This window comes from Trinickia sp. Y13 (assembly GCF_029522115.1).
Lineage (GTDB): Bacteria > Pseudomonadota > Gammaproteobacteria > Burkholderiales > Burkholderiaceae > Trinickia.
Genome location: NZ_JAKWFK010000015.1, coordinates 43,328 through 65,583 on the forward strand (window position 1 = coordinate 43,328; position 22,256 = coordinate 65,583).

20 protein-coding genes are annotated in these 22,256 nt (G+C 62.8%); 17 read left to right on the plus strand and 3 right to left on the minus strand.

The window, feature by feature from the left end:
- The first annotated feature begins 203 nt into the window (after positions 1-203).
- Positions 204-695, plus strand: a complete 492-nt coding sequence (locus MMB74_RS22290) for an Lrp/AsnC family transcriptional regulator (protein ID WP_277430834.1) — start codon at positions 204-206, stop codon at positions 693-695.
- Positions 696-729: 34 nt separating this feature from the next.
- On the opposite strand, the gene MMB74_RS22295 is transcribed toward MMB74_RS22290, so the two are convergent.
- Positions 730-1,260 carry a class IV adenylate cyclase gene (locus tag MMB74_RS22295; RefSeq protein WP_277430835.1) on the minus strand — a complete coding sequence of 177 codons (531 nt, stop codon included), beginning with the start codon at positions 1,258-1,260 and terminating at the stop codon, positions 730-732.
- Positions 1,261-1,525: 265 nt separating this feature from the next.
- Entirely contained in the window at positions 1,526-2,422 is an 897-nt protein-coding gene (locus MMB74_RS22300) for a LysR family transcriptional regulator (RefSeq protein WP_277430836.1), read from the minus strand.
- Between the two features lie 107 nt (positions 2,423-2,529).
- On the opposite strand from MMB74_RS22300, the gene MMB74_RS22305 reads away from it, so the two are divergent.
- From MMB74_RS22305 to MMB74_RS22350, 10 genes are all read left to right on the plus strand, one after another.
- Complete coding sequence (locus MMB74_RS22305) at positions 2,530-4,227, plus strand: GMC family oxidoreductase N-terminal domain-containing protein (protein ID WP_277430837.1); 1,698 nt, start codon at positions 2,530-2,532, stop codon at positions 4,225-4,227.
- Positions 4,228-4,528: 301 nt separating this feature from the next.
- Positions 4,529-5,308 carry an ABC transporter ATP-binding protein gene (locus tag MMB74_RS22310; protein WP_277430838.1) on the plus strand — a complete coding sequence of 260 codons (780 nt, stop codon included), beginning with the start codon at positions 4,529-4,531 and terminating at the stop codon, positions 5,306-5,308.
- Positions 5,305-6,072 (plus strand): ABC transporter ATP-binding protein, encoded by a 768-nt coding sequence (locus tag MMB74_RS22315; RefSeq protein ID WP_277430839.1) that lies wholly within the window; start codon positions 5,305-5,307, stop codon positions 6,070-6,072. The genes MMB74_RS22310 and MMB74_RS22315 overlap by 4 nt, the downstream gene beginning before the upstream one ends.
- Positions 6,073-6,164: 92 nt before the next feature.
- Positions 6,165-7,385, plus strand: coding sequence for an ABC transporter substrate-binding protein (locus MMB74_RS22320; RefSeq protein ID WP_277430840.1), 1,221 nt, complete (start codon positions 6,165-6,167; stop codon positions 7,383-7,385).
- An 87-nt stretch (positions 7,386-7,472) separates the two neighbouring features.
- On the plus strand, positions 7,473-8,357 hold the full coding sequence (locus tag MMB74_RS22325; RefSeq protein WP_277430841.1) for a branched-chain amino acid ABC transporter permease: 885 nt from the start codon (positions 7,473-7,475) through the stop codon (positions 8,355-8,357).
- Positions 8,357-9,331 (plus strand): branched-chain amino acid ABC transporter permease, encoded by a 975-nt coding sequence (locus MMB74_RS22330; RefSeq protein ID WP_277430842.1) that lies wholly within the window; start codon positions 8,357-8,359, stop codon positions 9,329-9,331. Before MMB74_RS22325 ends, MMB74_RS22330 begins: the two co-directional genes overlap by 1 nt.
- Positions 9,332-9,999: 668 nt before the next feature.
- Positions 10,000-11,157 carry an ABC transporter substrate-binding protein gene (locus MMB74_RS22335; RefSeq protein ID WP_277430843.1) on the plus strand — a complete coding sequence of 386 codons (1,158 nt, stop codon included), beginning with the start codon at positions 10,000-10,002 and terminating at the stop codon, positions 11,155-11,157.
- A 105-nt stretch (positions 11,158-11,262) separates the two neighbouring features.
- On the plus strand, positions 11,263-12,318 hold the full coding sequence (locus MMB74_RS22340) for a branched-chain amino acid ABC transporter permease (protein WP_277430844.1): 1,056 nt from the start codon (positions 11,263-11,265) through the stop codon (positions 12,316-12,318).
- Positions 12,319-12,406: 88 nt separating this feature from the next.
- Positions 12,407-14,194 (plus strand): branched-chain amino acid ABC transporter ATP-binding protein/permease, encoded by a 1,788-nt coding sequence (locus MMB74_RS22345; RefSeq protein WP_277430845.1) that lies wholly within the window; start codon positions 12,407-12,409, stop codon positions 14,192-14,194.
- A gap of 1 nt (position 14,195) precedes the next feature.
- On the plus strand, positions 14,196-14,954 hold the full coding sequence (locus tag MMB74_RS22350) for an ABC transporter ATP-binding protein (protein WP_277430846.1): 759 nt from the start codon (positions 14,196-14,198) through the stop codon (positions 14,952-14,954).
- A 39-nt stretch (positions 14,955-14,993) separates the two neighbouring features.
- Here the strand turns inward: MMB74_RS22350 and MMB74_RS22355 are convergent, their stop codons facing one another.
- Positions 14,994-15,350, minus strand: a complete 357-nt coding sequence (locus MMB74_RS22355) for a GFA family protein (protein WP_277430847.1) — start codon at positions 15,348-15,350, stop codon at positions 14,994-14,996.
- A gap of 274 nt (positions 15,351-15,624) precedes the next feature.
- On the opposite strand from MMB74_RS22355, the gene mnmG reads away from it, so the two are divergent.
- The 6 genes from mnmG to MMB74_RS22385 all read left to right on the plus strand — a co-directional run bounded on the left by mnmG (position 15,625) and on the right by MMB74_RS22385 (position 22,124).
- Positions 15,625-17,604 (plus strand): tRNA uridine-5-carboxymethylaminomethyl(34) synthesis enzyme MnmG, encoded by a 1,980-nt coding sequence (gene mnmG, locus MMB74_RS22360; protein ID WP_277430848.1) that lies wholly within the window; start codon positions 15,625-15,627, stop codon positions 17,602-17,604.
- The gene (rsmG, locus tag MMB74_RS22365; protein WP_277430849.1) at positions 17,601-18,302 is read left to right on the plus strand and encodes a 16S rRNA (guanine(527)-N(7))-methyltransferase RsmG; all 702 of its coding nucleotides are present in this window, start codon (positions 17,601-17,603) and stop codon (positions 18,300-18,302) included. The genes mnmG and rsmG overlap by 4 nt, the downstream gene beginning before the upstream one ends.
- 79 nt (positions 18,303-18,381) lie before the next feature.
- Positions 18,382-19,152, plus strand: a complete 771-nt coding sequence (locus MMB74_RS22370) for a ParA family protein (protein WP_277430850.1) — start codon at positions 18,382-18,384, stop codon at positions 19,150-19,152.
- Between the two features lie 41 nt (positions 19,153-19,193).
- The gene (locus MMB74_RS22375; RefSeq protein ID WP_277430851.1) at positions 19,194-20,084 is read left to right on the plus strand and encodes a ParB/RepB/Spo0J family partition protein; all 891 of its coding nucleotides are present in this window, start codon (positions 19,194-19,196) and stop codon (positions 20,082-20,084) included.
- 86 nt (positions 20,085-20,170) lie between these two features.
- Positions 20,171-21,319: an SLC13 family permease gene (locus tag MMB74_RS22380; RefSeq protein ID WP_277430852.1), complete on the plus strand. Its 1,149-nt coding sequence runs from the start codon at positions 20,171-20,173 to the stop codon at positions 21,317-21,319.
- Positions 21,320-21,590: 271 nt separating this feature from the next.
- On the plus strand, positions 21,591-22,124 hold the full coding sequence (locus tag MMB74_RS22385; protein WP_277430853.1) for an ATP synthase subunit I: 534 nt from the start codon (positions 21,591-21,593) through the stop codon (positions 22,122-22,124).
- Positions 22,125-22,256 lie beyond the last annotated feature (132 nt).

Genomic DNA, 22,256 nt, shown 5'->3' on the forward strand with positions numbered 1-22,256 from the left:
GCCGAACCGCGTCGTATCGCACGGCCGATGCCCATCGGGCCATTCTTTCACAATCGCGCCGAGGACGCTGAGGCCCTCAGCGGCGTCATAGGGGCATTGCCTTCGAGAAGGGTGCGATGTGTGTGGATGCATTGAAAGTGCATAAATGAGTGATGCAGTGCGATAATCGCGCGTACATAAGTGTACCGACGCGGAAAAAAATCATGCTCGACCTCGATCACTTCGACTTAGCTTTGCTGGAAGTCTTACAGCGCTTCGGCCGAGCAACCCATCAGCAACTCGGTGAGCGCGTCCCGCTCTCTGCATCGCAAATAGGCCGTCGCGTGCAGCGGCTCGAAGCGCTCGGCGTGATCGACGGTTATCGCGTCGTGCTGCGCCCCGAAAAGCTCGGGCTCGGCGTCACGGCGTTTACCAGTTTGCGGCTCAAGCACCATGGCGATTCGATCGTCGAACAGTTCCAGCAGCAAATCGACACGTTGCCCGAGGTGTTGGAATGTCACGCGGTGGTGGGCGACGCCGACTATCTTCTGCGCATCGTCGCGCCCGATCTGAGCGCGTTTTCGTCGTTCGTCATGAAGAAGCTCATGCGCGTGCCGGGCGTGGACAGCGTGCGCTCGAATATCGTCTTGACGACATTCAAGCGCAACGGCGCGCTACCGCTCGCGCATCTGTCGCCGGGCGCGGCGTCCGCTTGAGCCGATAGCGCGCCGGGCTGGGCGCGCTCAGCCCTCAGGCGGCACGCGCTCCCAACTCGTTGAGCAGGTCGACATAGGCGAGCGCCACGAGATCGGTCTGCGGCACGCCAAGCTTGGCGAACACTGCGTGCGCTTCGGCGGTGCCGCCCGCTTCGTCGTCTTCCGGCTGAAGCACGACTTCGAGTTCGACGAAATCGCCCAGGCCGTCGACGCGATCCAAGTGAATGCGCGTGCGCCCGGCGAGATAGACGTGGCGCTCCTTCGTGACGATGCCGCGCGTCGTCAGCGCAGTGGCCAGCAAGGCATGCATCGCTTCCGGGTTCGTCACCGGGCTGCGCGTGTAGTACGACGCTTTCGGCCCCTCCTTATCGTCGCGTTGATAGAAGATCAATTCGGAGGGTGTGCCGTCGTCGAACTGCCGCAGCTTCAACCGGCCTCGCGGCACGTCGTAAAAGAAATCTTGCTGGCGAAAGATGAGCGGGGCGTCGTCGGCGAGCGAGGCGGCGCGCTCGCGCAGCTCGTCGAATGCGCGGGCGCGCGCTTTGAGTTCGATGTTGCGTGCCATGTCGGGCTCCTATGCAAACGTAGGGTAAGACGGGCGGGGCGCCGACCGGTCGGATTGATCGGATTGATCGGACCGATCGGCGAACGGATCGATGCGGCCAAGGGGAGGACGCACCGGCAATCGCGTGCGGACAACGAGAAGCGCGAAACGAGAACGAGAAATGCGAAGCGAAGAAAGAAACGCGCACCGGTTCGAGGAGCGGGGCGCGAAGCGCTAATCTAACAAAAAGCGCTACCGTGCGTCGCGCAAATCGCGGCGTTCGCGCTTACACGGCCCATTGCGCTTCGATGAGCTTGAACGCCGCGGCGATCGCGGGCTCTTCCATGCGCGCGGCCAATGCGACGAACGTGAGTTCGGTGGGCACCGTCACGTCTTCGACGATCGTCAGCGCATGCGTGTGCGCTTCGGCAATTGCGATCGCATCGCGGGCGAGCGAAAGGCCCACGCCCGATTTCACGAGATCGAGCATCGACGTTTCCTGGTCGACTTCGGCCACCTTCACCGGCTCGACGCCCGCCTGCGCAAACACGCGTGTGAGCAGCCTGTTGTGGGCCGAGGCCGGAGGCGTCCAGATCCACGGCAGCGCGGCAAGTGCGCGCCAATCGGCGGAGCGCCCCACACGCTCTTTCCATCCCGCGGGCGCAAGCACGCGATATTGGAAGCGCGTGAGCATCGCCGCGTGAAAGAGACCTTCGGTCGTGCCATCGTCGGCGGGCCGGCCGATGTAATACCCCACGTCGAGTTCTCGCGCGCGCACTTGCTCGAGCACCCATCCCGACATGCCATGACGCAGCGCCGTTTCGAGCTGAGGATAAGTTTCCACGAGTTGCTTCAGAAAGCCCCCCAACCGCAAGAACTGCGGATCGAGGATCGTGCCGATGCGCAAGCGGCCTCGCACTTCCTGGCGCAGCGCCGAGGCCGCCCGCTCGACGTCGCCCGCGGCAGCCAGTGCGCGCTCGGCATGCGGCAGCAGCGCTTGGCCATCGCGTGTCAGCGTCAAGCCGTGCGAGGTGCGCGAGAAGAGCGTCACACCGAGCGCTTCCTGCAAGTTCTTCACTTGGAGGCTGACCGCCGGCTGCGTCAGATGAAGCTGAGCGGCCGCGCGCGTGAGATTGCCGAGACGCGCCACCGTGACGAAGGCGCGAAGCAGAGTGAGGTCCATGAACGTGATATTAGCGCGCCTTATATCGCAGTTCACGAGAACTCATTGGATTTGCCGGCGCGTTGGCGGGTACGCTTCCTTTCGAAATAGTGCTCGCCGAGGCTGCCATGAAAAGCGAAACGATGTTCGAAGGCCAGTTCGACTATGTGATCGTGGGCGCGGGAACGGCCGGGTGCGTGCTCGCGAACCGGCTGAGCGAAGATGCCGACGTGAGCGTGCTGTTGATCGAGGCGGGCGGCAAGGACGACTACGCCTGGATTCACGTGCCGGTCGGTTATTTGTATTGCATCGGCAACCCGCGTACCGATTGGCTTTATCGGACGGAACAAGAGCGCGGGCTGAATGGCCGCGCGCTGTCTTATCCGCGCGGCAGAGTCCTCGGCGGCAGCTCGTCGATCAACGGCATGATCTACATGCGCGGCCAGCGCGAGGACTACGACGAGTGGGCGCGCGTGACGGGGGATCCGGCATGGTCCTGGGACGAAGTGTTGCCGGTGTTCAAACGCAGCGAAGACCACCATGGCGGGGCCAATGCCTGGCATGGCGCGGGCGGGCCGTGGCGCGTCGAGAAGCAGCGCTTGAAATGGAAGGTGCTCGAAGCGTTCAGGCAAGCCGCGCAAGAGGCCGGTATCCCCGCAACGGACGATTTCAACCGCGGCGACAATAGCGGGGTGGGCTATTTCGAAGTCAATCAGAAACGCGGCATTCGCTGGAATGCGTCGAAGGCGTTCCTGCGGCCCGCGCTCGAGCGACCGAACTTGACGGTGGTGACCGGCGCGCAAGTGCGGCGGCTGACGTTCGATGGCAAGCGCTGCACGGGCGTGGCCTACCGGGGCGGCGCGACGGGGGAGCGCGAGTTCGTCGCTCAGGCCCGCATCGAAGTCGTGTTGGCGGCGGGCGCCGTCAATTCGCCGCAACTGCTCGAGCTCTCCGGTATCGGCAACGGTGCGCGTCTGCAGCGGCTGGGCATCCAGGTCGTGCATGACTTGCGCGGCGTCGGCGAGAACTTGCAAGATCACTTGCAATTGCGGATGGCGTATCGGGTGCGCGGCGTGCGCACGCTCAACACGATGTCGGCGCATTGGTGGGGCAAGATGCTGATCGCGATGCAGTACGCGTTGTGGCGCAGCGGGCCGATGTCGATGTCGCCGTCGCAATTGGGCGCGTTCGCCAAGTCGGCCGAGAACGATGCGTCGATCACGCGGCCCGACATCGAATATCACGTGCAGCCGCTGTCGCTCGATCGCTTCGGCGAGCCATTGCATCGCTTCAACGCCTTCACGGCATCGGCTTGTCATTTACGGCCGACTTCGCGCGGCAGCATTCACATCGCATCGGCCGACCCGTTTGCTGCGCCGGCGATCGCGCCCAATTACCTGTCTACCGACTACGATCGCCATGTCGCCGCCAACGCGCTGAGGCTCACGCGCCGGATCGTGCAAGCGAGCGCGCTCGCGCGCTATTTCCCGGAAGAGATTCTGCCCGGGCCGCAGTATCAAACAGAGGAAGAGTTGGCGCGCGCGGCCGGCGACATCGGCACGACGATTTTTCATCCGGTGGGAACATGCCGCATGGGTACGAGCAACGATCCCGGCGCCGTGGTCGATACGCGGTTGCGCGTGCTGGGCGTGGCGGGCTTGCGGGTGGTCGACGCGTCGGTCATGCCGACGATCACCTCGGGCAACACGAATTCGCCCACGCTGATGATTGCCGAGCGCGGGAGCGACATGATCCGCGCCGATCGTCGCGAGCGGGCGCGGTTGGCACGCGCGAACGCTGCCTCCCCGATCGTGACAGCGATGTGACGAGCGCGTGGATCAATGCGAAGCACAAACGATGCACATGTTGAGCAACACGCGCGCCTTGGCGTTGCTTGACGAGACAATTAAGCACTAGTGCAAATCCCAATGATTGCGCTGCATCAATGGGGAGACAATGCGCGATGCCGCATGGGGCGGGGCCGACCTCTCCGCAATGATGCACCATGCCAAAACCGGCGTGCGCTCCGATAACCGTGGGGCGCATCGGCCAAGGCACTACGATGCAACGCGCTAAACCAGGCGCGTGCCGATGCAGTGTTTTGCCTGACTTCGCATGGAAGGGGACATGATTCTCGGCGACACGATTTTAGAAACGCGCGGGCTGACCAAAGAGTTCAAGGGCTTCACGGCCGTGAACGGTGTGAACCTGCGAGTGCGTCGCGGCTCGATCCATGCGTTGATCGGGCCCAACGGCGCGGGCAAGACGACTTGCTTCAATCTGTTGACGAAGTTTCTCGAGCCGAGCGCCGGGCAGATCGTCTTCAACAACGTCGACATCACGCGCGAGCGTCCCGCACAAATCGCGCGGCGCGGCATCATCCGCTCGTTTCAGATCTCGGCCGTCTTTCCTCACTTGACCGTCTTGCAGAACGTGCGCATCGGCTTGCAGCGCTCGCTCGGCACGGCTTATCACTTCTGGCGCAGCGAACGCACGCTCAATCGGCTCGACGATCGTGCGCGCGCATTGCTCGAGCAAGTGGGCTTGACCGATTTCGCCGATACGCGCACGGTCGAGCTGTCGTACGGCCGCAAGCGCGCGCTGGAAATTGCGACGACGTTGGCGATGGAGCCCGAGCTGATGCTGCTCGACGAGCCGACTCAAGGCATGGGCCACGAAGACGTCGACCGCGTGACCGCGCTGATCAAGAAGGTATCGGCGGGCCGCACGATCCTGATGGTCGAGCACAACATGAACGTGATCGCGGGCATCTCCGATACGATCACCGTCCTGCAACGCGGCGAAGTGCTGGCCGAAGGCAGCTACGCCGAAGTATCGAAGAACGCGCTCGTGATGCAGGCCTATATGGGCAGTGCGGATGCGGCGTTGACCGGAGCCCACGGATGAACCACGCCGAGCGCGAAAACATCGAAGCGAGCGGCGCAGAGCATGCGGTCGCGGACGGCCCGGCCGCATTGACCATCACCGGCTTGCAGGCATGGTACGGCGAATCGCACATCCTGCACGGCGTCGATTTGAGGGTGGGCCGAGGCGAAGTCGTGACCTTGCTCGGCCGCAATGGCGCGGGACGCACGACGACGCTGCGCGCGATCATGGGCCTCACGGGCCGGCGCACGGGATCGGTGCTGATCGGCGAGCGCGAGACGATTCAACTTCCCACCCATAAGATTGCGCATTGCGGCGTCGGCTATTGCCCAGAAGAGCGCGCGATCTTCTCTAGCCTGTCGTGCGAAGAGAACCTGCTGCTGCCGCCGATGGTGGGGGCAAGCGGCAACGCCATGTCGATCGACGAGATCTACGAGATGTTCCCGAACCTGAAAGAGCGCCGCATGAGTCAGGGCACGCGGCTTTCGGGCGGCGAACAACAGATGCTGGCCGTGGCGCGCATCTTGCGCACGGGAGCGAACTTGCTGCTGCTCGACGAGATCTCCGAAGGTCTCGCGCCGGTGATCGTGCAAGCGCTGGCGCGCATGATCCTCGCATTGAAGTCGCGCGGCTACACGATCGTCATGGTCGAACAAAATTTCCGCTTTGCGGCGCCGCTGGCCGATCGCTTCTATGTCATGGAGCACGGCCGCATCGTCGAGCATTTCGTCGCAAGCGAATTAGAAAGCAAGATGCCGGTGCTGCACGATCTGCTGGGCGTGTGAAGCGCGAAGCATATGCTGTGCGGGCCGCTTCGGCGTACCGCATGCTGGGAAAACAGTTGCACGCACAACCATAAGCGAAGAAGGAGATACCAATGAGGACCAAGTTGCTCGCAAGCGCTGTTCGCACTCTCGCCATCACCGCAACCGCCCTTGCCGCCGCGATGGCGGCGCAGCAGGCCGCAGCCGCCGAGAATCAAGTCACGATCGGCTTCATCACCGACCTGTCGGGTCTTTATGCCGATATCGACGGCAACGGCGGGGCGACCGCCATTCAAATGGCGATCGACGATTTCGGCGGCAAGGTCAACGGACTGCCGATCCGGTTGTTGAAGCAAGATCACCAGAACAAGGCCGACATCGCTGCTTCGACCGCACGCAAATGGATCGACACCGAGGGCCTCGATTTGCTCATCGGCGGCACGAACTCGGCGACGGGCCTGGCGATGAACGACGTCATCAAGGAGAAGAAGCGGCCGTACATCTCGATCGGCGCGGGCACCGATGCCTTGACCAACAAGCAGTGCACGCCGTACACGATTCACTACGCGTACGACACGACGGCGCTGGCCAAGGGCACGGGCACGGCGATCGTGAAGCAGGGCTTGAAGACGTGGTACTTCCTCACGGCCGACTACGCCTTCGGCAAGTCGCTCGACGCCAATACGACGAAGGTCGTCGAAGAAAACGGCGGCAAGGTGCTCGGCCGTGCGCTGCACCCGCTCTCCGCGTCGGACTTCTCCTCGTTCCTGTTGCAGGCGCAATCGTCGAAGGCGCAAGTGCTGGGTCTTGCCAATGCGGGCGGCGACACCGTCAATTCGTTGAAGGCAGCTAAGGAATTCGGCATTTCGAAATCGATGAAGATCGCCGCGCTGCTGATGTTCATCGACGACGTGCACAGCGTCGGCTTGCCGACGGCGCAGGGCTTGTTGCTCACGGACAGCTGGTACTGGGATCAAAACGCGAAGTCGCGCGCATGGGCCGAGAAGTACTACAAGAAGACCGGCAAGATGCCCTCGAGCCTGCAAGCGGCCGACTACTCGGCGACGATGGATTATCTGAACGCAGTCAAGGCGGTGGGCTCGACCGATACGGACAAGGTCATGGCGCAACTGCACAAGCAGAAGGTCGACGACTTCTACGCGAAGGGCTACGTGCGCGCGGACGGCAGCATGATCCACGACATGTACCTGTTCCAAGTGAAGAGCCCGGCCGAATCGAAGAAGCCGTGGGATTACTACACGCTCAAGGCGACGATCCCCGGCGATCAAGCGTTCACGTCCAAGCAGGACACGCAGTGCGATCTGTGGAAGTAACAGGCTTGAGCTAGGACTCGCGCGGTACGCAGTAGCGGCGCGCGCGGCTACCCCGCGCGCGTCTTTCTCTTTTCGACGGCAGGTTCAATGGATATCTTCGGCATTCCGTTGCAGGCCATGCTGAGCCAGCTCTTGCTCGGGCTCGTGAACGGATCGTTCTACGCGATCCTGAGCCTGGGCCTGGCGGTGATCTTCGGCATGCTCAACGTGATCAACTTCGCGCACGGCGCGTTGTTCATGCTTGGCGCCATGCTCGCATGGATGGGCTTGAACTATTTGGGCGTGCCCTACTGGGCGATGCTCGTGCTCGCGCCGCTCGTGGTGGGCCTGTTCGGCATGGTGATCGAACGATCGATGCTGCGCTGGCTCTATCGGCTCGATCATCTATATGGCCTGCTGTTGACCTTCGGTCTCACGCTCGTCATCGAGGGCGTGTTCCGTTCGATCTACGGGTCGTCGGGCCAGCCGTACGACGTGCCCGATCTGCTTGCGGGCGCAACCAACCTCGGCTTCATGTATCTGCCGAACTACCGGGCGTGGGTGGTCGTCGCCTCGCTCGTCGTCTGCTTCGCCACTTGGTTCGTGATCGAGAAGACACGGCTCGGAGCCTACTTGCGCGCAGGCACGGAGAATCCGAAGATCGTGGAGGCATTCGGCGTGAACGTGCCGCTCATGATCACGCTGACCTACGGCTTCGGTGTTGCCTTGGCCGCCTTTGCGGGCGTGTTGGCCGCGCCGGTCATCCAGGTCTCGCCGCTCATGGGCCAGTCGATGATCATCACCGTGTTCGCGGTGGTCGTGATTGGCGGCATGGGCTCGATCATGGGCTCGATCCTCACGGGCCTCATGCTCGGCGTCGTGGAAGGCTTCACGCGCGTGTTCTATCCGCAAGCATCGGCGACCGTCGTCTTCGTCATCATGGCGATCGTGTTGCTCGTGCGTCCCGCGGGTCTTTTCGGCAAGGAGCGGTAATGCAAAGAAAAGCGCTTTACGCCCTCTTGCTCGTGGGGCTCGTCGCAGCCCCGTGGCTCGGCGCCTATCCCGTGTTCGTGATGAAGGTGCTGTGCTTCGCGCTGTTCGCCGCCGCGTTCAACTTGTTGATCGGCTACACGGGGCTGCTCTCGTTCGGCCATGCAATGTTTCTCGCCACGGCGGGCTATCTCACCGGCTACACGATCGAGTCGATGGGGCTCACGCCCGAGCTCGGCGTGCTTGCCGGCACGGCCGCGGCGACCTTGCTCGGCCTCGTCGTCGGTTTCTTCGCGATTCGGCGGCAAGGCATCTACTTCGCGATGGTCACGCTCGCGCTCGCGCAGCTCGTCTATTTCGTCTATCTGCAGGCGCCCTTCACGGGCGGTGAGGACGGCCTTCAAGGCGTGCCGCGCGGCAAGTTGTTTGGCCTCTTGAGCCTATCGTCGGATCTGGTGCTGTATTACGTGTTGCTCGTCGCCGTGGTGCTCGCCTTCATGCTGATCGTGCGCATCGTCCATTCGCCGTTCGGCCAGGTGCTGACGGCGATTCGCGAGAACGAGCCGCGCGCCGTCTCGCTCGGCTACGACACCGATCGCTTCAAGCTGCTCGGCTTCGTGTTGTCGGCCGGGATCGCCGGGTTGGCCGGATCGTTGAAGGTGCTCGTGCTGGGCTTCGAGACGCTTGGCGACGCTTATTGGACGATGTCGGGCCTCGTGATCCTGATGACGCTCGTGGGCGGCATGGGCACGCTGTTCGGCCCGCTGCTCGGCGCTGCGCTCGTCGTCACGCTCGAAGATCGCTTGGGGGACATCGGCGGCGCGCTCGCGGCGTTGACGCACGTCGCGTGGTTCAACTCGCTCGGAGATTCGACGACGATCGTCATCGGCATCGTCTTCATTGCTTGCGTGCTCACGTTCAGGCGCGGCATCGTCGGCGAAATCGTCGCGCGCGTGCGGCCGCTACGCGGGGGATGACGGCTCCCGCGGGGCAGTTGCGCTGCGCCGCGCCATGGGGCTCGCGCGCGGACGCCGAGGGGGCGGCGTGCGCACCCGAGCCCGCCCTGGGCCGATTCCGCTTAGATGCGTGCCCCGGGGCGACTCACGCGCGATATGTGCCGATGCATGAATGCGCGAATTGCGTGCTGCTATGCACCACTAGGGAAAGTGCTAGGTTGTCGCAGGAGACGGGGTTGTTTAATCTTCGTCTCAGTTCTGATGCACCGAATTTGCAGGTGGAGAACGAGGAGACAATCGAGGCACTCAGTGCCCGGACGAAAGCGCTGTTGGAGGGAATCCAACAGCGCTTTTTATTTGCGCGTTCGATTCGTGCCGATTCATATTCATTCAGACCGATTGGTTCGTTTGCCTCATCGCAGTTCCGGTCCGGCAGGCGCGTCGTTGCGCGGGCGCTGGATTTGGCGCGTGCACCGGCGCGTCGCGCTTTTACCGCGGCTTTGCGCGTGCGCGATTATTCGCAGCATTTTCATTTCACCGTTTCATCCGAACGAACGCGATCGCTTTCAGCCGATCGGTGTGCGTCTGCACGCCTCGCGAATCCATTTTCGAGAATAATTACTTTCAGCCGGCCGCAGCGTCGGCCACGACAACGCGCTTTCTCGCGTAACGCCTCTGGAGATCACTAAATGACGATGAAGCAATGGGTACATGGCGGTGTAGCGGTTGCAATGATGTGCGCCGTGACGGCGGCCTTCGCGCAGGTGAAGATCGGGGTCGTGCTGTCGACGACGGGGCCTGCCGCATCGCTCGGCATTCCCGAGAAGAATACGGTGGCGCTATTGCCCAAGGAGATCGGCGGCAAGAGCGTGCAATACATCGTGCTCGACGACGGCACCGATACGGGCAAAGCCGTGCAGGACGTGCATAAGCTGATTGACGAAGATCACGTCGACGTAATCCTCGGTTCCTCGGTGACGCCGAACTCGCTGGCGATGCTCGATCCTGTCTCGGCCGGCAAAACGCCGATGATTTCTCTGGCCGCATCGGCCAAGATCGTCGAACCGATGGACGAGAAGCGCAAATGGGCTTTCAAGACGCCGCAGAACGATAGCCTGATGGCCAATGCAATTGCCGATTACATGTCCAAGCACGGCGTGAAAACGGTCGGTTTCATCGGGTTTGCCGATGCCTATGGCGAGAGCTGGAATGGGGAGTTCGCCAAGGCCGCGACCGGTGATCACCTGAAAGTCGTCGCCAGCGAGAAATTCAACCGGACCGACGCGTCGGTCACGGGGCAGGTGCTCAAATTGATGAGCGCGAATCCCGATGCCGTGCTGATCGCGGGTTCGGGTACGCCGGCCGCGCTGCCCGCCAAGGAGCTCAAGGAGCGCGGTTACAAGGGGAAGATTTATCAGACGCATGGGGTGGCCAACAACGACTTCCTGCGAGTGTGCGGCAAGGATTGCGAGGGCGAGATCCTGCCGGCGGGCCCGATTCTCGTTGCCGATCAGTTGCCGGACAGCAACCCCGTCAAGCGATCCGCGCTGGCCTATAAGCAAGCCTATGAGAAGGCCTATGGCGCAGGCACGGTCGCTACGTTCGGAGGCCACGCGTGGGACGCCGGGCAGATGTTGCAGCGGGCGATTCCCGAGGCGTTGAAGAAGGCTCAACCCGGTACCGAGGCGTTTCGCGCGGCATTGCGCGATGCGCTCGAGAACATCAAGGAGCTGCCGATTTCGCACGGGATCATGAACACGTCGGCGGCCAACCACAATGGCCTCGATCAACGCGGGCGCGTGATGGTGCAGATCACCGACGGCAAGTGGAAGCTGCTTGGCGAATAACGCTCGGCTTCGCCGCTCGGGCCGCGCGCGGGGTCGCTCGCGCGGTCCGGCGGTTCGCTTTCTCTTTGGCCGGTTCGTCAGATCGTAGTACGGGGCTCGAACAGCATGGATTTATCGATTGCGGCGATTCTCGCGCAAGACGGGATCACCACCGGCGCCGTCTACGCGCTGCTCGCACTGGCGCTCGTGTTGGTGTTCTCCGTCACGCGCGTCATCTTTATCCCGCAAGGGGAGTTCGTTTCATACGGTGCATTGACGCTTGCGATGTTGCAAGCCCAGAAGTTTCCGCCCACCGCCATTTTGCTGCCGGTGCTGGGCGCCGCGTGCTTCCTCGTCGAGGCCGCGGGGCTCGTGCGGCATCCGGAGCGCCGCCGGCACGCGCCGCGGCTGATGGCGGGGCTCGCGAGCCGTTATCTGCTCGGCCCAATTGCCGTCTATGCGATTGCTCGGCACTTCTACGGCGAGAGCCTGCCGATGGCCGCGCAACTCGCCTTGACGCTCGCGATCGTCGTGCCGATCGGGCCATTCGTCTACCGGTTGGCGTTCGAGCCGATCGCTGAAGCCACGACGCTATTGCTGTTGATCGTCGCCGTCGCCGTGCATTTCGCCATGGTGGGTCTTGGACTCTTGATGTTCGGCGCGGAAGGCTCACGCACGACGCCGTTTTCGGACGCATCGTTGAGCCTCGGCGGCGTGTCGATTTCGGGTCAAAGCATATGGGTGATAGCGACCGCGCTCGTGTTGATCGCGGCGCTCTATTTCTACTTCGACCGCTCGATTTCCGGCAAGGCATTGCGGGCGACGTCGGTGAACCGCCTGGGCGCGCGGCTGGTGGGCATCGGCACGGCGCAGGCGGGCCGGCTCGCGTTCACCTTGGCGGCGGGGCTCGGGGCGCTGTCCGGCATCCTCGTCGCACCGCTGACGACCATCTATTACGACTCCGGCTTTTTGATCGGCTTGAAGGGCTTCGTCGGCGCGATCATCGGCGGACTCGTCAGTTACCCGCTCGCAGCCGCGGGCTCGCTGTTGGTGGGGTTGCTCGAGTCGTATTCGTCGTTCTGGGCGAGCGCTTACAAGGAAGTGATCGTCTTCACGCTCATCATTCCCGTGCTGCTTTGGCGCAGTTTGGCCACGGGACACGTCGAGGAGGAGGAGCAATGAGCGGGCACCCCCCTAGCACCGGCCCTCGCGCCGGGGTTTCGGCACACCGCCTTCAAGCGCGGGTTTAAAACCGGAGTCAGTTTTTACGATGAAGCATCGACTCTCCCGCACCAAGCCGTTTTGGTGCTTTCTCGTCGTCCTGTTCGCGCTGCCCGTGTTGCCGCATCCGCTGCACGTGCCGGAGTACTGGATCACGCTGCTCAACTACATCGGCCTGTATTCGATCGTCGCGCTGGGGCTCGTATTGCTCACAGGCGTAGGCGGCATGACGAGCTTCGGCCAGGCGGCGTTCGTCGGCGTCGGCGCCTACGCGACGGCCTATTTGACGACGCGATTCGGCGTCTCGCCGTGGATTGCCTTGTTCGTCGGCATTGCGCTGACGGCGCTTGTTGCACTCGTCATCGGCGCCGTCACCATGCGCTTGTCGGGGCACTTCCTGCCGCTGGGCACCATCGCTTGGGGACTGTCGCTGTATTACCTGTTCGGCAACCTCGAAGCATTGGGCAAGTACGACGGCATCAACGGCATTGCGCCGCTGAGCGCGTTCGGGCTCTCGTTCGAGTCAGGGCGCAGCATCTATTACCTGATTTGGGCCGTAGTGCTGATCGCGTTGATTTCAATTCAGAATTTGCTTAATAGTCGGCCGGGACGAGCGATTCGCGCCTTGCGCGGGGCGAGCGCGATGGCTGAGGCAATGGGCGTCAACACCGCATGGATGCGGGTCGTCATTTTCGTGTACGCGGCCATTCTCGCGGCGATCTCCGGATTCCTCTTCGCGCACCTGCAGCGCGCCGTGAATCCGACGCCGTTCGGCTTGAACCATGGCATCGAGTATCTGTTCATGGCCGTCGTGGGCGGCGTCGCACATGTCTGGGGTGCGATTCTGGGGGCGGCGATTCTCACCGTCGTGCAAGACTACTTGCAGTCTTGGTTGCCCGTGCTGCTCGGCCAAAGCGGCAACTTCGAAATCATCGTCTTCGGTGTGTTGATGGTCGCGCTGCTGCAGTATGCAAGGCAGGGCGTGTGGCCGTTCGTGGCGCGCTGGTTTCCGCGCGGCCCGTATGCACGGGCGCCCGAGCAGGCCGATCCGTTGCCGAGACGGGAGCGGGTTCCGGCCGGAGAGCCGTTGCTCGTCGTGGACCGGGCGCGCAAGGAGTTCGGTGGGCTCGTGGCCGTCAACGACGTCAGCTTCGAGTTGACCGCGGGCCAAATCGTCGGCTTGATCGGTCCCAACGGCGCAGGTAAATCGACGACGTTCAACCTCGTAACGGGCGTGCTGCAAGCGACGCGCGGCGAAATCCATTTCCGCGGCGAGCGCATCGATGCACTCAATTCACGTGAAATCGTCAGGCGCGGCATTGGCCGCACGTTCCAGCACGTCAAGCTGTTGCCGTCGATGACGGTGCTCGAGAACGTCGCAATCGGCGCGCACCTGCGCGGGTCGAGCGGCGTTTTGCGCAGCCTTGCCCGGCTCAACGCGGCCGAGGAGGCGCGGTTGATGTTCGACGCGGCCGAGCAGATCCGGCGCGTGGGCCTCGAAGAGCACATGTACGACGAAGCTGGCAGCCTCGCGCTTGGCCAGCAGCGGATTTTGGAGATCGCGCGAGCCTTGTGCTGCGATCCGACGCTCTTGTTGCTCGACGAGCCGGCGGCGGGGTTGCGTTATCGAGAGAAACAGCAGCTGGCCGAGTTGCTGCGTAAGCTCAAGGCGGAGGGCATGAGCGTACTGTTGGTCGAGCACGACATGGACTTCGTGATGAATCTCGCGGATCGGCTCGTCGTCATGGAGTTCGGCACGCGCATCGCACATGGCTTGCCCGAAGAGGTGCAAAACGACCCTGCGGTGGTCGAAGCCTATCTCGGCGGAGTGGATTGAAATGACTGAAACGACGACTGCGCCGATTTTGTCCGTGTCGGGGCTCTGCGTGCGATACGGCAAGGTGGAGGCGCTGCATGACGTGTCGATCGAGGTTCGGCCCGGCCAGATCGTCAGCGTGATCGGTCCCAACGGCGCCGGAAAGTCGACGCTGCTGGGCGCCATCATGGGCGCGTTGCCGGCGATTGGCCATGCGAAGGGGCAGGTGCGCTATTGCGCTGAGGAAGTCGGCGCGTTGCCTGTGGAAAAGCGCGTTGCGCGCGGTATGTGTCTCGTTCCGGAAAAGCGCGAGCTGTTTTCGACGATGTCGGTCGAAGACAATCTCGTTCTCGGCGCATACCGGCGCAAGCAGGCCGGGGAACGCGACTATCTCGACCAACTCGACCCGGTGTTCGAGCGATTTCCGCGCTTGAAGGAGCGGCGCAAGCAGGCTGCCGGCACGCTGTCGGGCGGGGAGCGGCAGATGCTCGCGCTCGGGCGCGCGCTGATGGGCAAGCCCGATTTGCTCATGCTCGACGAACCCAGCTTGGGGCTCGCACCGCTGATCGTGAAAGAAATCTTCCACATCATTAGCGCGCTGCGCAGCACGGGCGTCTCCACGTTGCTGATCGAGCAAAATGCGCGCGCGGCGCTGCAGGTGTCGGACTACGGATACGTGCTCGAAACCGGCGAACTGGCGCTGCAAGGGCCGGCCGGGTCGCTCGCGCAAAACCCCCGCGTCATCGAGACGTATTTGGGGCTGGCGAAGAAGACGGCCTGACTTGCAACGGGCCGCTGGGTTTCGATTCGGGCTAGCGGCTCAGCGGCTTGCACCGTCGATGGCGGTGGGCTTTAGTGCGGCGAGATCGACGCCATCGAGGCACCGGACGTTGATCGCCGCCGTGCGGGCCCCGCTTGGCGCAACGCCGAAAGCGAAAGATTCGACCCCGCATCGCTGGCAGAAACGGTGGCTGATGGCGTGCTTGTTGAACAGGTACTCGCCGGTGGCGTTCTCTCCGGTGCGCCAGTGGAACTGCTCAGCCGACGCGAAAGCCCAGATGAATCCGCGCTTGGTGCAAATGGAGCAGTTGCAGACGATCGTCTGATCCAAATCGATGTCCACGTCGAACTGCACATCGCCACAGTGGCACCCGCCCGTGTAATGCTGAATCGTCATTGCCGCCTCTTTGTCAGTTGAAAATCGATCCCGTACCGCGTGCTACTGTGCGGCCCTCGGCATTGTTTCACGTCCGCGTGACCCGGGGCGCTACGGGAATCAGGGGTTTTGTGCTGTAGGAACAGGAGATTTCGCCGAGTGGCGGGCGGGCGATGTTCCACGTGAAACACTACGTAGCCATTTAGCTAAAGCGCTGTGGCCACGATCCCCGCTATAATTTCGCGCATACACTTTCCCGAAAGGCCCGCGCACTTCTCGTCCCGCGGGATCTCCGATGCTTTATCCCACAGAATTTGACGTTATCGTCGTCGGCGGTGGTCATGCCGGCACCGAAGCCGCTTTGGCCTCGGCCCGTATGGGCGCAAAGACCTTGTTGCTGACCCACAATATCGAAACGCTGGGCCAGATGAGCTGCAATCCGTCTATCGGCGGTATCGGCAAAGGCCATCTGGTCAAGGAAGTCGATGCGTTGGGCGGTGCGATGGCGGCAGCCACCGACGAAGGCGGTATCCAGTTTCGGATCCTGAATTCGTCGAAGGGCCCAGCGGTCCGGGCGACGCGCGCCCAGGCCGACCGCATCTTGTACAAAGCCGCGATTCGCCACCGGCTCGAGAATCAGCCGAATCTGAGCTTGTTTCAGCAAGCGGTCGAGGACCTGATCGTCGAAGGCGACCGTGTGGTGGGCGCCGTGACGCAGGTCGGTGTTCGATTCCGCGCACGCGCCGTCGTTCTGACTGCGGGGACATTCCTCGACGGGAAAATCCACGTAGGACTCAACAACTATACGGGTGGACGTGCCGGTGATCCGGCAGCCGTCTCGCTGTCGGCGCGACTGAAAGAGTTGAAGTTGCCACAGGGTCGGCTCAAGACGGGCACGCCGCCGCGCATCGACGGGCGCACGATCGATTTCTCGAAGCTGGAAGCGCAGCCGGGCGACCTCGATCCGGTCCCTGTTTTCTCGTTCCTTGGCCGCGCGACACAACATCCGCAGCAGGTGCCGTGCTGGGTCACGCATACCAATGAGCGCACGCACGACATCATCCGCGGCGGGCTCGATCGTTCGCCGATGTACACGGGCGTGATCGAAGGGGTGGGGCCACGGTACTGTCCGTCGATCGAAGACAAGATCCATCGCTTCGCGTCGAAGGCTTCGCATCAAATCTTCCTCGAACCCGAGGGGCTGACGACGAATGAGTTCTACCCGAATGGGATCTCAACGAGCCTTCCATTCGACGTTCAGCTCGATCTCGTACATTCGATGCAAGGGCTCGAGAATGCCCACATCCTGCGTCCCGGCTATGCCATCGAGTACGACTACTTCGATCCTCGCGGTTTGAAGGCGTCGCTGGAGACGAAGGTGATCCGTGGGCTGTTCTTCGCAGGGCAGATCAACGGTACGACGGGTTATGAAGAAGCAGCGGCGCAAGGCCTGCTTGCCGGTATCAATGCCGGTCGATACGTGCAGGAAAAGGAAGCGTGGTGTCCGCGGCGGGATCAAGCGTATCTGGGTGTCCTCGTGGACGACTTGGTGACGCGTGGCGTCTCGGAGCCGTACCGCATGTTCACCAGCCGCGCCGAATACCGGTTGAGCCTGCGTGAAGATAACGCCGATATGCGCCTGACGGAGATCGGGCGGGAGCTAGGCGTTGTCGACGATGAGCGCTGGGATGCCTTCTCGCGCAAGCGCGACGCTGTTTCACGTGAAACAGAGCGTCTGCGCGCGACATGGGTGAGCCCGAAGACGCTTTCCGCAGACGAAGCGACGGCGCTGCTCGGCAAGCCGATCGACCACGAGTACAACCTTGCTGACTTGCTGCGCCGGCCGGGTGTGAGCTACGACGGCGTGTGCGGTTTGCGTGATGGCGCGTGCGGGCCCGACGCGCCGCTTGCCGAAGATCCGGTTTTGCTTGCACAGATCAAGGAGCAGATCGAGATCGGCGTGAAATATCAGGGGTACATCGAGCGTCAAGCCGATGAAATCGAGCGCAACGAAGCGAATGAAAGCACGCGGTTGCCCGATGGCATCGACTATGCGTCGGTGCGAGGCTTGTCGTTTGAAGCGCGCCAAAAACTCGCCCAATTCCGCCCGGAAACGATTGGTCAGGCATCGCGTATCTCGGGGATCACGCCGGCGACGATTTCGCTGTTGATGGTTCATCTGAAGAAGGGTCTTGGGCGCCGCTCCGCGGCAGCGGCCGCCGAGTCCGGCAACGTCAGCGCAAGCGGAGCCAATGCGGCTCCGACTGGCCGATGACGGCGTCGCGCGCCAAAGGCGCGGCATCGAACGATCGCACTGTCTGGCTCGAGTTGCTGCACACCGGCGCGCAGGCGCTGGGCCTTGCGCTGTCGGAGGAGCAGTTCCAGCGCCTCGCCGACTACGTCGCCTTGCTGTCGAAGTGGAACGCCGTCTACAACCTGACGGCGATTCGCGATCCTCGGCAGATGGTGATTCAACACATACTCGATTCGCTCTCGATCGTGCCGCATCTCGCGGCGCGCGAGGGTCGTTCGATTCTCGACGTCGGGTCGGGCGGCGGGCTGCCGGGAATTGTTTTGGCGATCGTGCTGCCCGAGCGCAATGTCACGCTGAACGACATCGTCCAAAAAAAGACGGCTTTTCAGGCGCAGGCGAAGGCCGAACTCAAGCTCGGTAACTTATCGGTGGTGACGGGACGCGTCGAAAATCTGCGCCCGGGCGTCGACGTTCCAGAAAAATTTGATGCGATCGTTTCGCGCGCATTCGCAGAGCTCTCCGATTTCGTTACACTTGCGCGGCATTTGCTGAGCGAGCGCGGATCGATTTGGGCGATGAAAGGCGTGCGCCCCGATGCTGAAATCGAGCGATTGCCGGCGGGGGCGCGTGTCGCCGGGGTGACGCGGCTTCAGGTGCCTTTCCTCGAAGCCGAGCGGCACTTGGTCGAGGTCGTATTCGAGAGCGGCACGCAGGGATGAGCGTATCGACTGCAAACGCGGCAATCGCAGCAACCACAGCAATCACAGTATTCAAGCGGTAACGAGGATCCTTCGAACGATGGCAAAAATCTTCTGCGTTGCGAATCAAAAAGGCGGTGTCGGCAAGACGACGACGACGGTCAATCTCGCCGCGAGTCTCGCTTCGCAGGGGCAGCGCGTGTTGCTGATCGATCTCGATCCCCAGGGAAATGCCACGATGGGCAGCGGCATCAACAAGGCCGAGTGCGAGAACACGGTCTATGAGGTGCTGGTGGACGGCGTCTCCGTAGCCGATGCGCGCGTGAAGTCCGAAGCCGTCTCCTACGACGTGCTTCCCGCCAATCGCGAGCTTGCCGGGGCGGAAATCGAACTCGTCAGCGTCGAGAATCGCGAAAGGCAATTGAAAGCTGCGTTGGCGGCGGTGACCGATGAGTACGATTTCGTGTTGATCGATTGCCCGCCGGCGCTGTCGCTGCTGACCTTAAACGGACTTTGCGCGGCGCATGGGGTGGTGATTCCGATGCAGTGCGAGTATTTCGCACTCGAAGGGCTGTCCGATCTCGTCAACACGATCAAGCAGGTTCACGCCAACCTCAATCGAGACTTGAAGGTGATCGGTCTGCTGCGCGTCATGTTCGACCCGCGCATTACGTTGCAGCAGCAAGTGTCGGATCAGCTCAAGGAGCACTTCGGCGACAAGGTGTTCGATGCCGTGATCCCACGCAACGTGCGCTTGGCGGAGGCGCCGAGCTACGGTTTGCCGGGCGTCGTTTTCGACCGCGCATCGCGCGGCGCGCAAGCGTATGTGCAATTCGGCGCGGAAATGATTGAACGCGTGCGGGCGCTGTGAAGATGGCGCTGCGCGAGAAGAAAGCCGATCGAGGAAATGCGATGAATGCCGTAGCGAAGAAGAAGGGATTGGGGCGTGGGTTGGAGGCGCTGCTGGGCGGCAACCCGGACATTACGACGGCCGTGCGTAGCGAGGGGCAACCCCACGTGTTGCCGCTCGGCAAGCTGCAGGCGGGCAAGTACCAGCCGCGCACGCGCATGGACGAAGGCAGCCTGCAAGAGCTTGCCGCGAGCATTCGAGCGCAAGGCGTCATGCAGCCGATCCTCGTGCGCGCCGTTTCGGAAGAGAAGTACGAGATCATTGCGGGCGAGCGCCGTTTTCGCGCTGCGCACATCGCTGGGCTGCAAGAGGTGCCGGTGCTCGTCAAGGATGTGCCCGACCAGGCCGCGGCCGCGATGGCCCTCATCGAGAACATTCAACGCGAAGATCTCAATCCGCTGGAAGAAGCGCAGGGCATCCAGCGCTTGCTCGACGAGTTTCGCTTCACACACGAGCAGGCGGCCGAATCCGTGGGCCGTTCGCGCAGCGCCGTCTCGAATCTGCTGCGCTTGCTGAACCTCGCGCAGCCGGTGCAAACGATGTTGCTTGCCGGCGATCTCGACATGGGCCACGCGCGCGCATTGCTGGCCGTCGATTCCGCGACGCAGATCACGCTTGCCAATCAAGTCGTGAACAAGCGCATGTCGGTGCGCGAGACCGAGCGCCTCGTGACGGCGACCACGAAAGCCGAGCCGGCGGTGAAGGCGCGGTCGAGCCAGGACGGCGGGCGCGATACGCGTCGGCTCGAAGAAGAGCTGTCGGATTTGCTCGCGGCAGCCGTCAAAATCAAGCTGGGCCGGCGAGGGCGAGGGCAGTTGCAAATCGAATTCGGCGATCTCGACGCCCTCGACGGCATTCTGGCGCGCTTGCGCAGCGGCACGGCCGCGGCCTGATCCGGCGCAGCCCTGCGCTAGAACGCTGCCATCGTCCGTCGCGCGGCGCGCGCCGCCGCCCAGCCCTTCTCGTTCGCTCTCCGCCTATGACTACTGCTGACAACGCTCGCAGCGCGCGTGCGAGCGTGCCGCGCAAGCTCGTTCGCTTCGCCCTGAACGAGCCCGTGCTTTCGCTGCTCGTCCTCGTGTTGGCTGTGCTTCAAAGCACGCGTGCGCAGCCTTGGCTCGCACTGCCGCGGCTCGTCGATTGGCCGACGGTGATGACGCTGGCGGGGCTCTTGATGTTGACCAAGGCGATCGAGCTATCGGGTCTGTTGATGTGGCTTGCTCATCGCGTCGTGCATCATGTGCGCTCGGAGCGGGTGCTTGCCTGCTTGCTGATCGGCTTGGCCGCCGGGTTGTCGATGCTGGTCACGAACGATGTCGCCTTGTTCGTCGTCGTGCCGCTCGTGCTGTCGCTGCACGCGCTCACGCCGCTACCCGTCAAGCGCCTGACGATCTTCCTGGCCTTGGCCGTCAACGCCGGCTCGGTTCTGACGCCGCTCGGCAACCCGCAGAATCTTTTCTTATGGCAGGTCGGCGCCGTGTCGTTCGGGCGTTTCGTTTGGGCGTTGGCGCCGCTTTGCGCGACGCTGATGGCAATGCTTTACGTCCTCGCGTTGTTCGCATTTCGTGCGAAGCCGCTCGACCTCTCGCGCGATGTTTCGAAGGAACCCGTGGACCGGGCGTATGCCGGGGTGGCGGCCATCTTGTTCGTCGCGTTCGTGTTGCTTGCCGATTCGCATCACCCGGGCATCGGCCTCGCCGGCGTCGTTTGCGGATTCGCGTTGTGGCGGCGCGACGCGGTGCTCAAGATCGACTGGGCGCTGCTCCTGATCTTCGTGCTGATGTTCATCGTGCTGCGCAGCGTGGCGGCGCTGCCGTGGATCCGCGAGACGGTGGCTCACCTCGGGCTCGACACGCCGCTGCGCGCATATGCCGCAGCCGCGATCGTGTCGCAAGGCATCAGCAACGTGCCCGCCGCGATCATGTTGGCCGAATTCACGAAGGACTGGCGCGCGCTGGCCTTCGGTGTCAGCGTCGGCGGGTTCGGGATCGCCATCGGCTCGCTGGCGAACCTGATCGCCGTGCGCCTCGCGAAACAGCGCGGCATATGGGTGCCGTTTCATTTGTTGTCGATTCCGTTCTGGGTCGTTGCCACGGTCCTTGGCGGATGGTTGCTGATACATCTCTAAAACCGGATTGCGCACATCGGCCGCAGGAGCGATCGATGGGGCCGCTCGCCGCGCGGCGAACCTGTATCGCGGCTTTCGATCGGACGCAAGCACGCCCCGCGTGAGCCCGCGGCGCGTCGCTTCCGAGCAGTTTTTTGTCGCGGCTAAAGTCTTGAATCGCCTGCAACTATCGCTTACAATCGCCCGGATTTATTAGTTCGGCAGCCCCGTAAGCATGGCGAAAGCTGCGGGTGGGAAACTGAATTTTGCAGCAGTCTTGAAGGTAGGGGCGATGGCGGATCGAGAGCCGAATGCAAGGCACGACGAACGCGCGCAACACGATCCTTCTTCCGCTCGCGCCGTCGGTCGTTCGGAAACGTTCGACGATGCGTGGGATGCCGAGCAGCAAGACAAGAATTTCGTTCCGCTCACGCGGGTAGAGGCTGAAAAGCTATTCGGTCCCGACGTGAGTCGCCCGTCGCGCGTCACGCCTTATAAGGTCGTGGTGGCGCAAGTGGTTTTGTCCCTCGTCGTCGCGCTGGTTTGGTGGCTGTTCTCTGAGCCGCCGGGCGGTGCTGCGCTGTCGGCATTGTTGGGGGGAGCGATTTGCTGGGTGCCGAGCGCATTGTTCGCGGCACGTCTGAAGGGAGCGGGCGGCGCCGGATCGATCCTCACGTGGATGATCGGCGAAATGCTCAAGATGGGGGTGACGGTCGCGATGTTCGTCGCGGTAGCCGTTTGGTATCACGACGTTCGGTGGTTGCCGCTACTCGTGACCTTCCTCGTTACGCTGCAGACGTACTGGCTGGCGCTCGCTTGGCGCTGAAAACGGGATGACGATGGGCGGCGCAATGCGCGCGCGAGGATACGCGCTGCGCGCTTGCCGCCTTTCGCACGACCTACGGCGTCTGTGCCGTGTCGGGCGGGCATCGAAAGATTTTCGACAATTTAGGTGGCA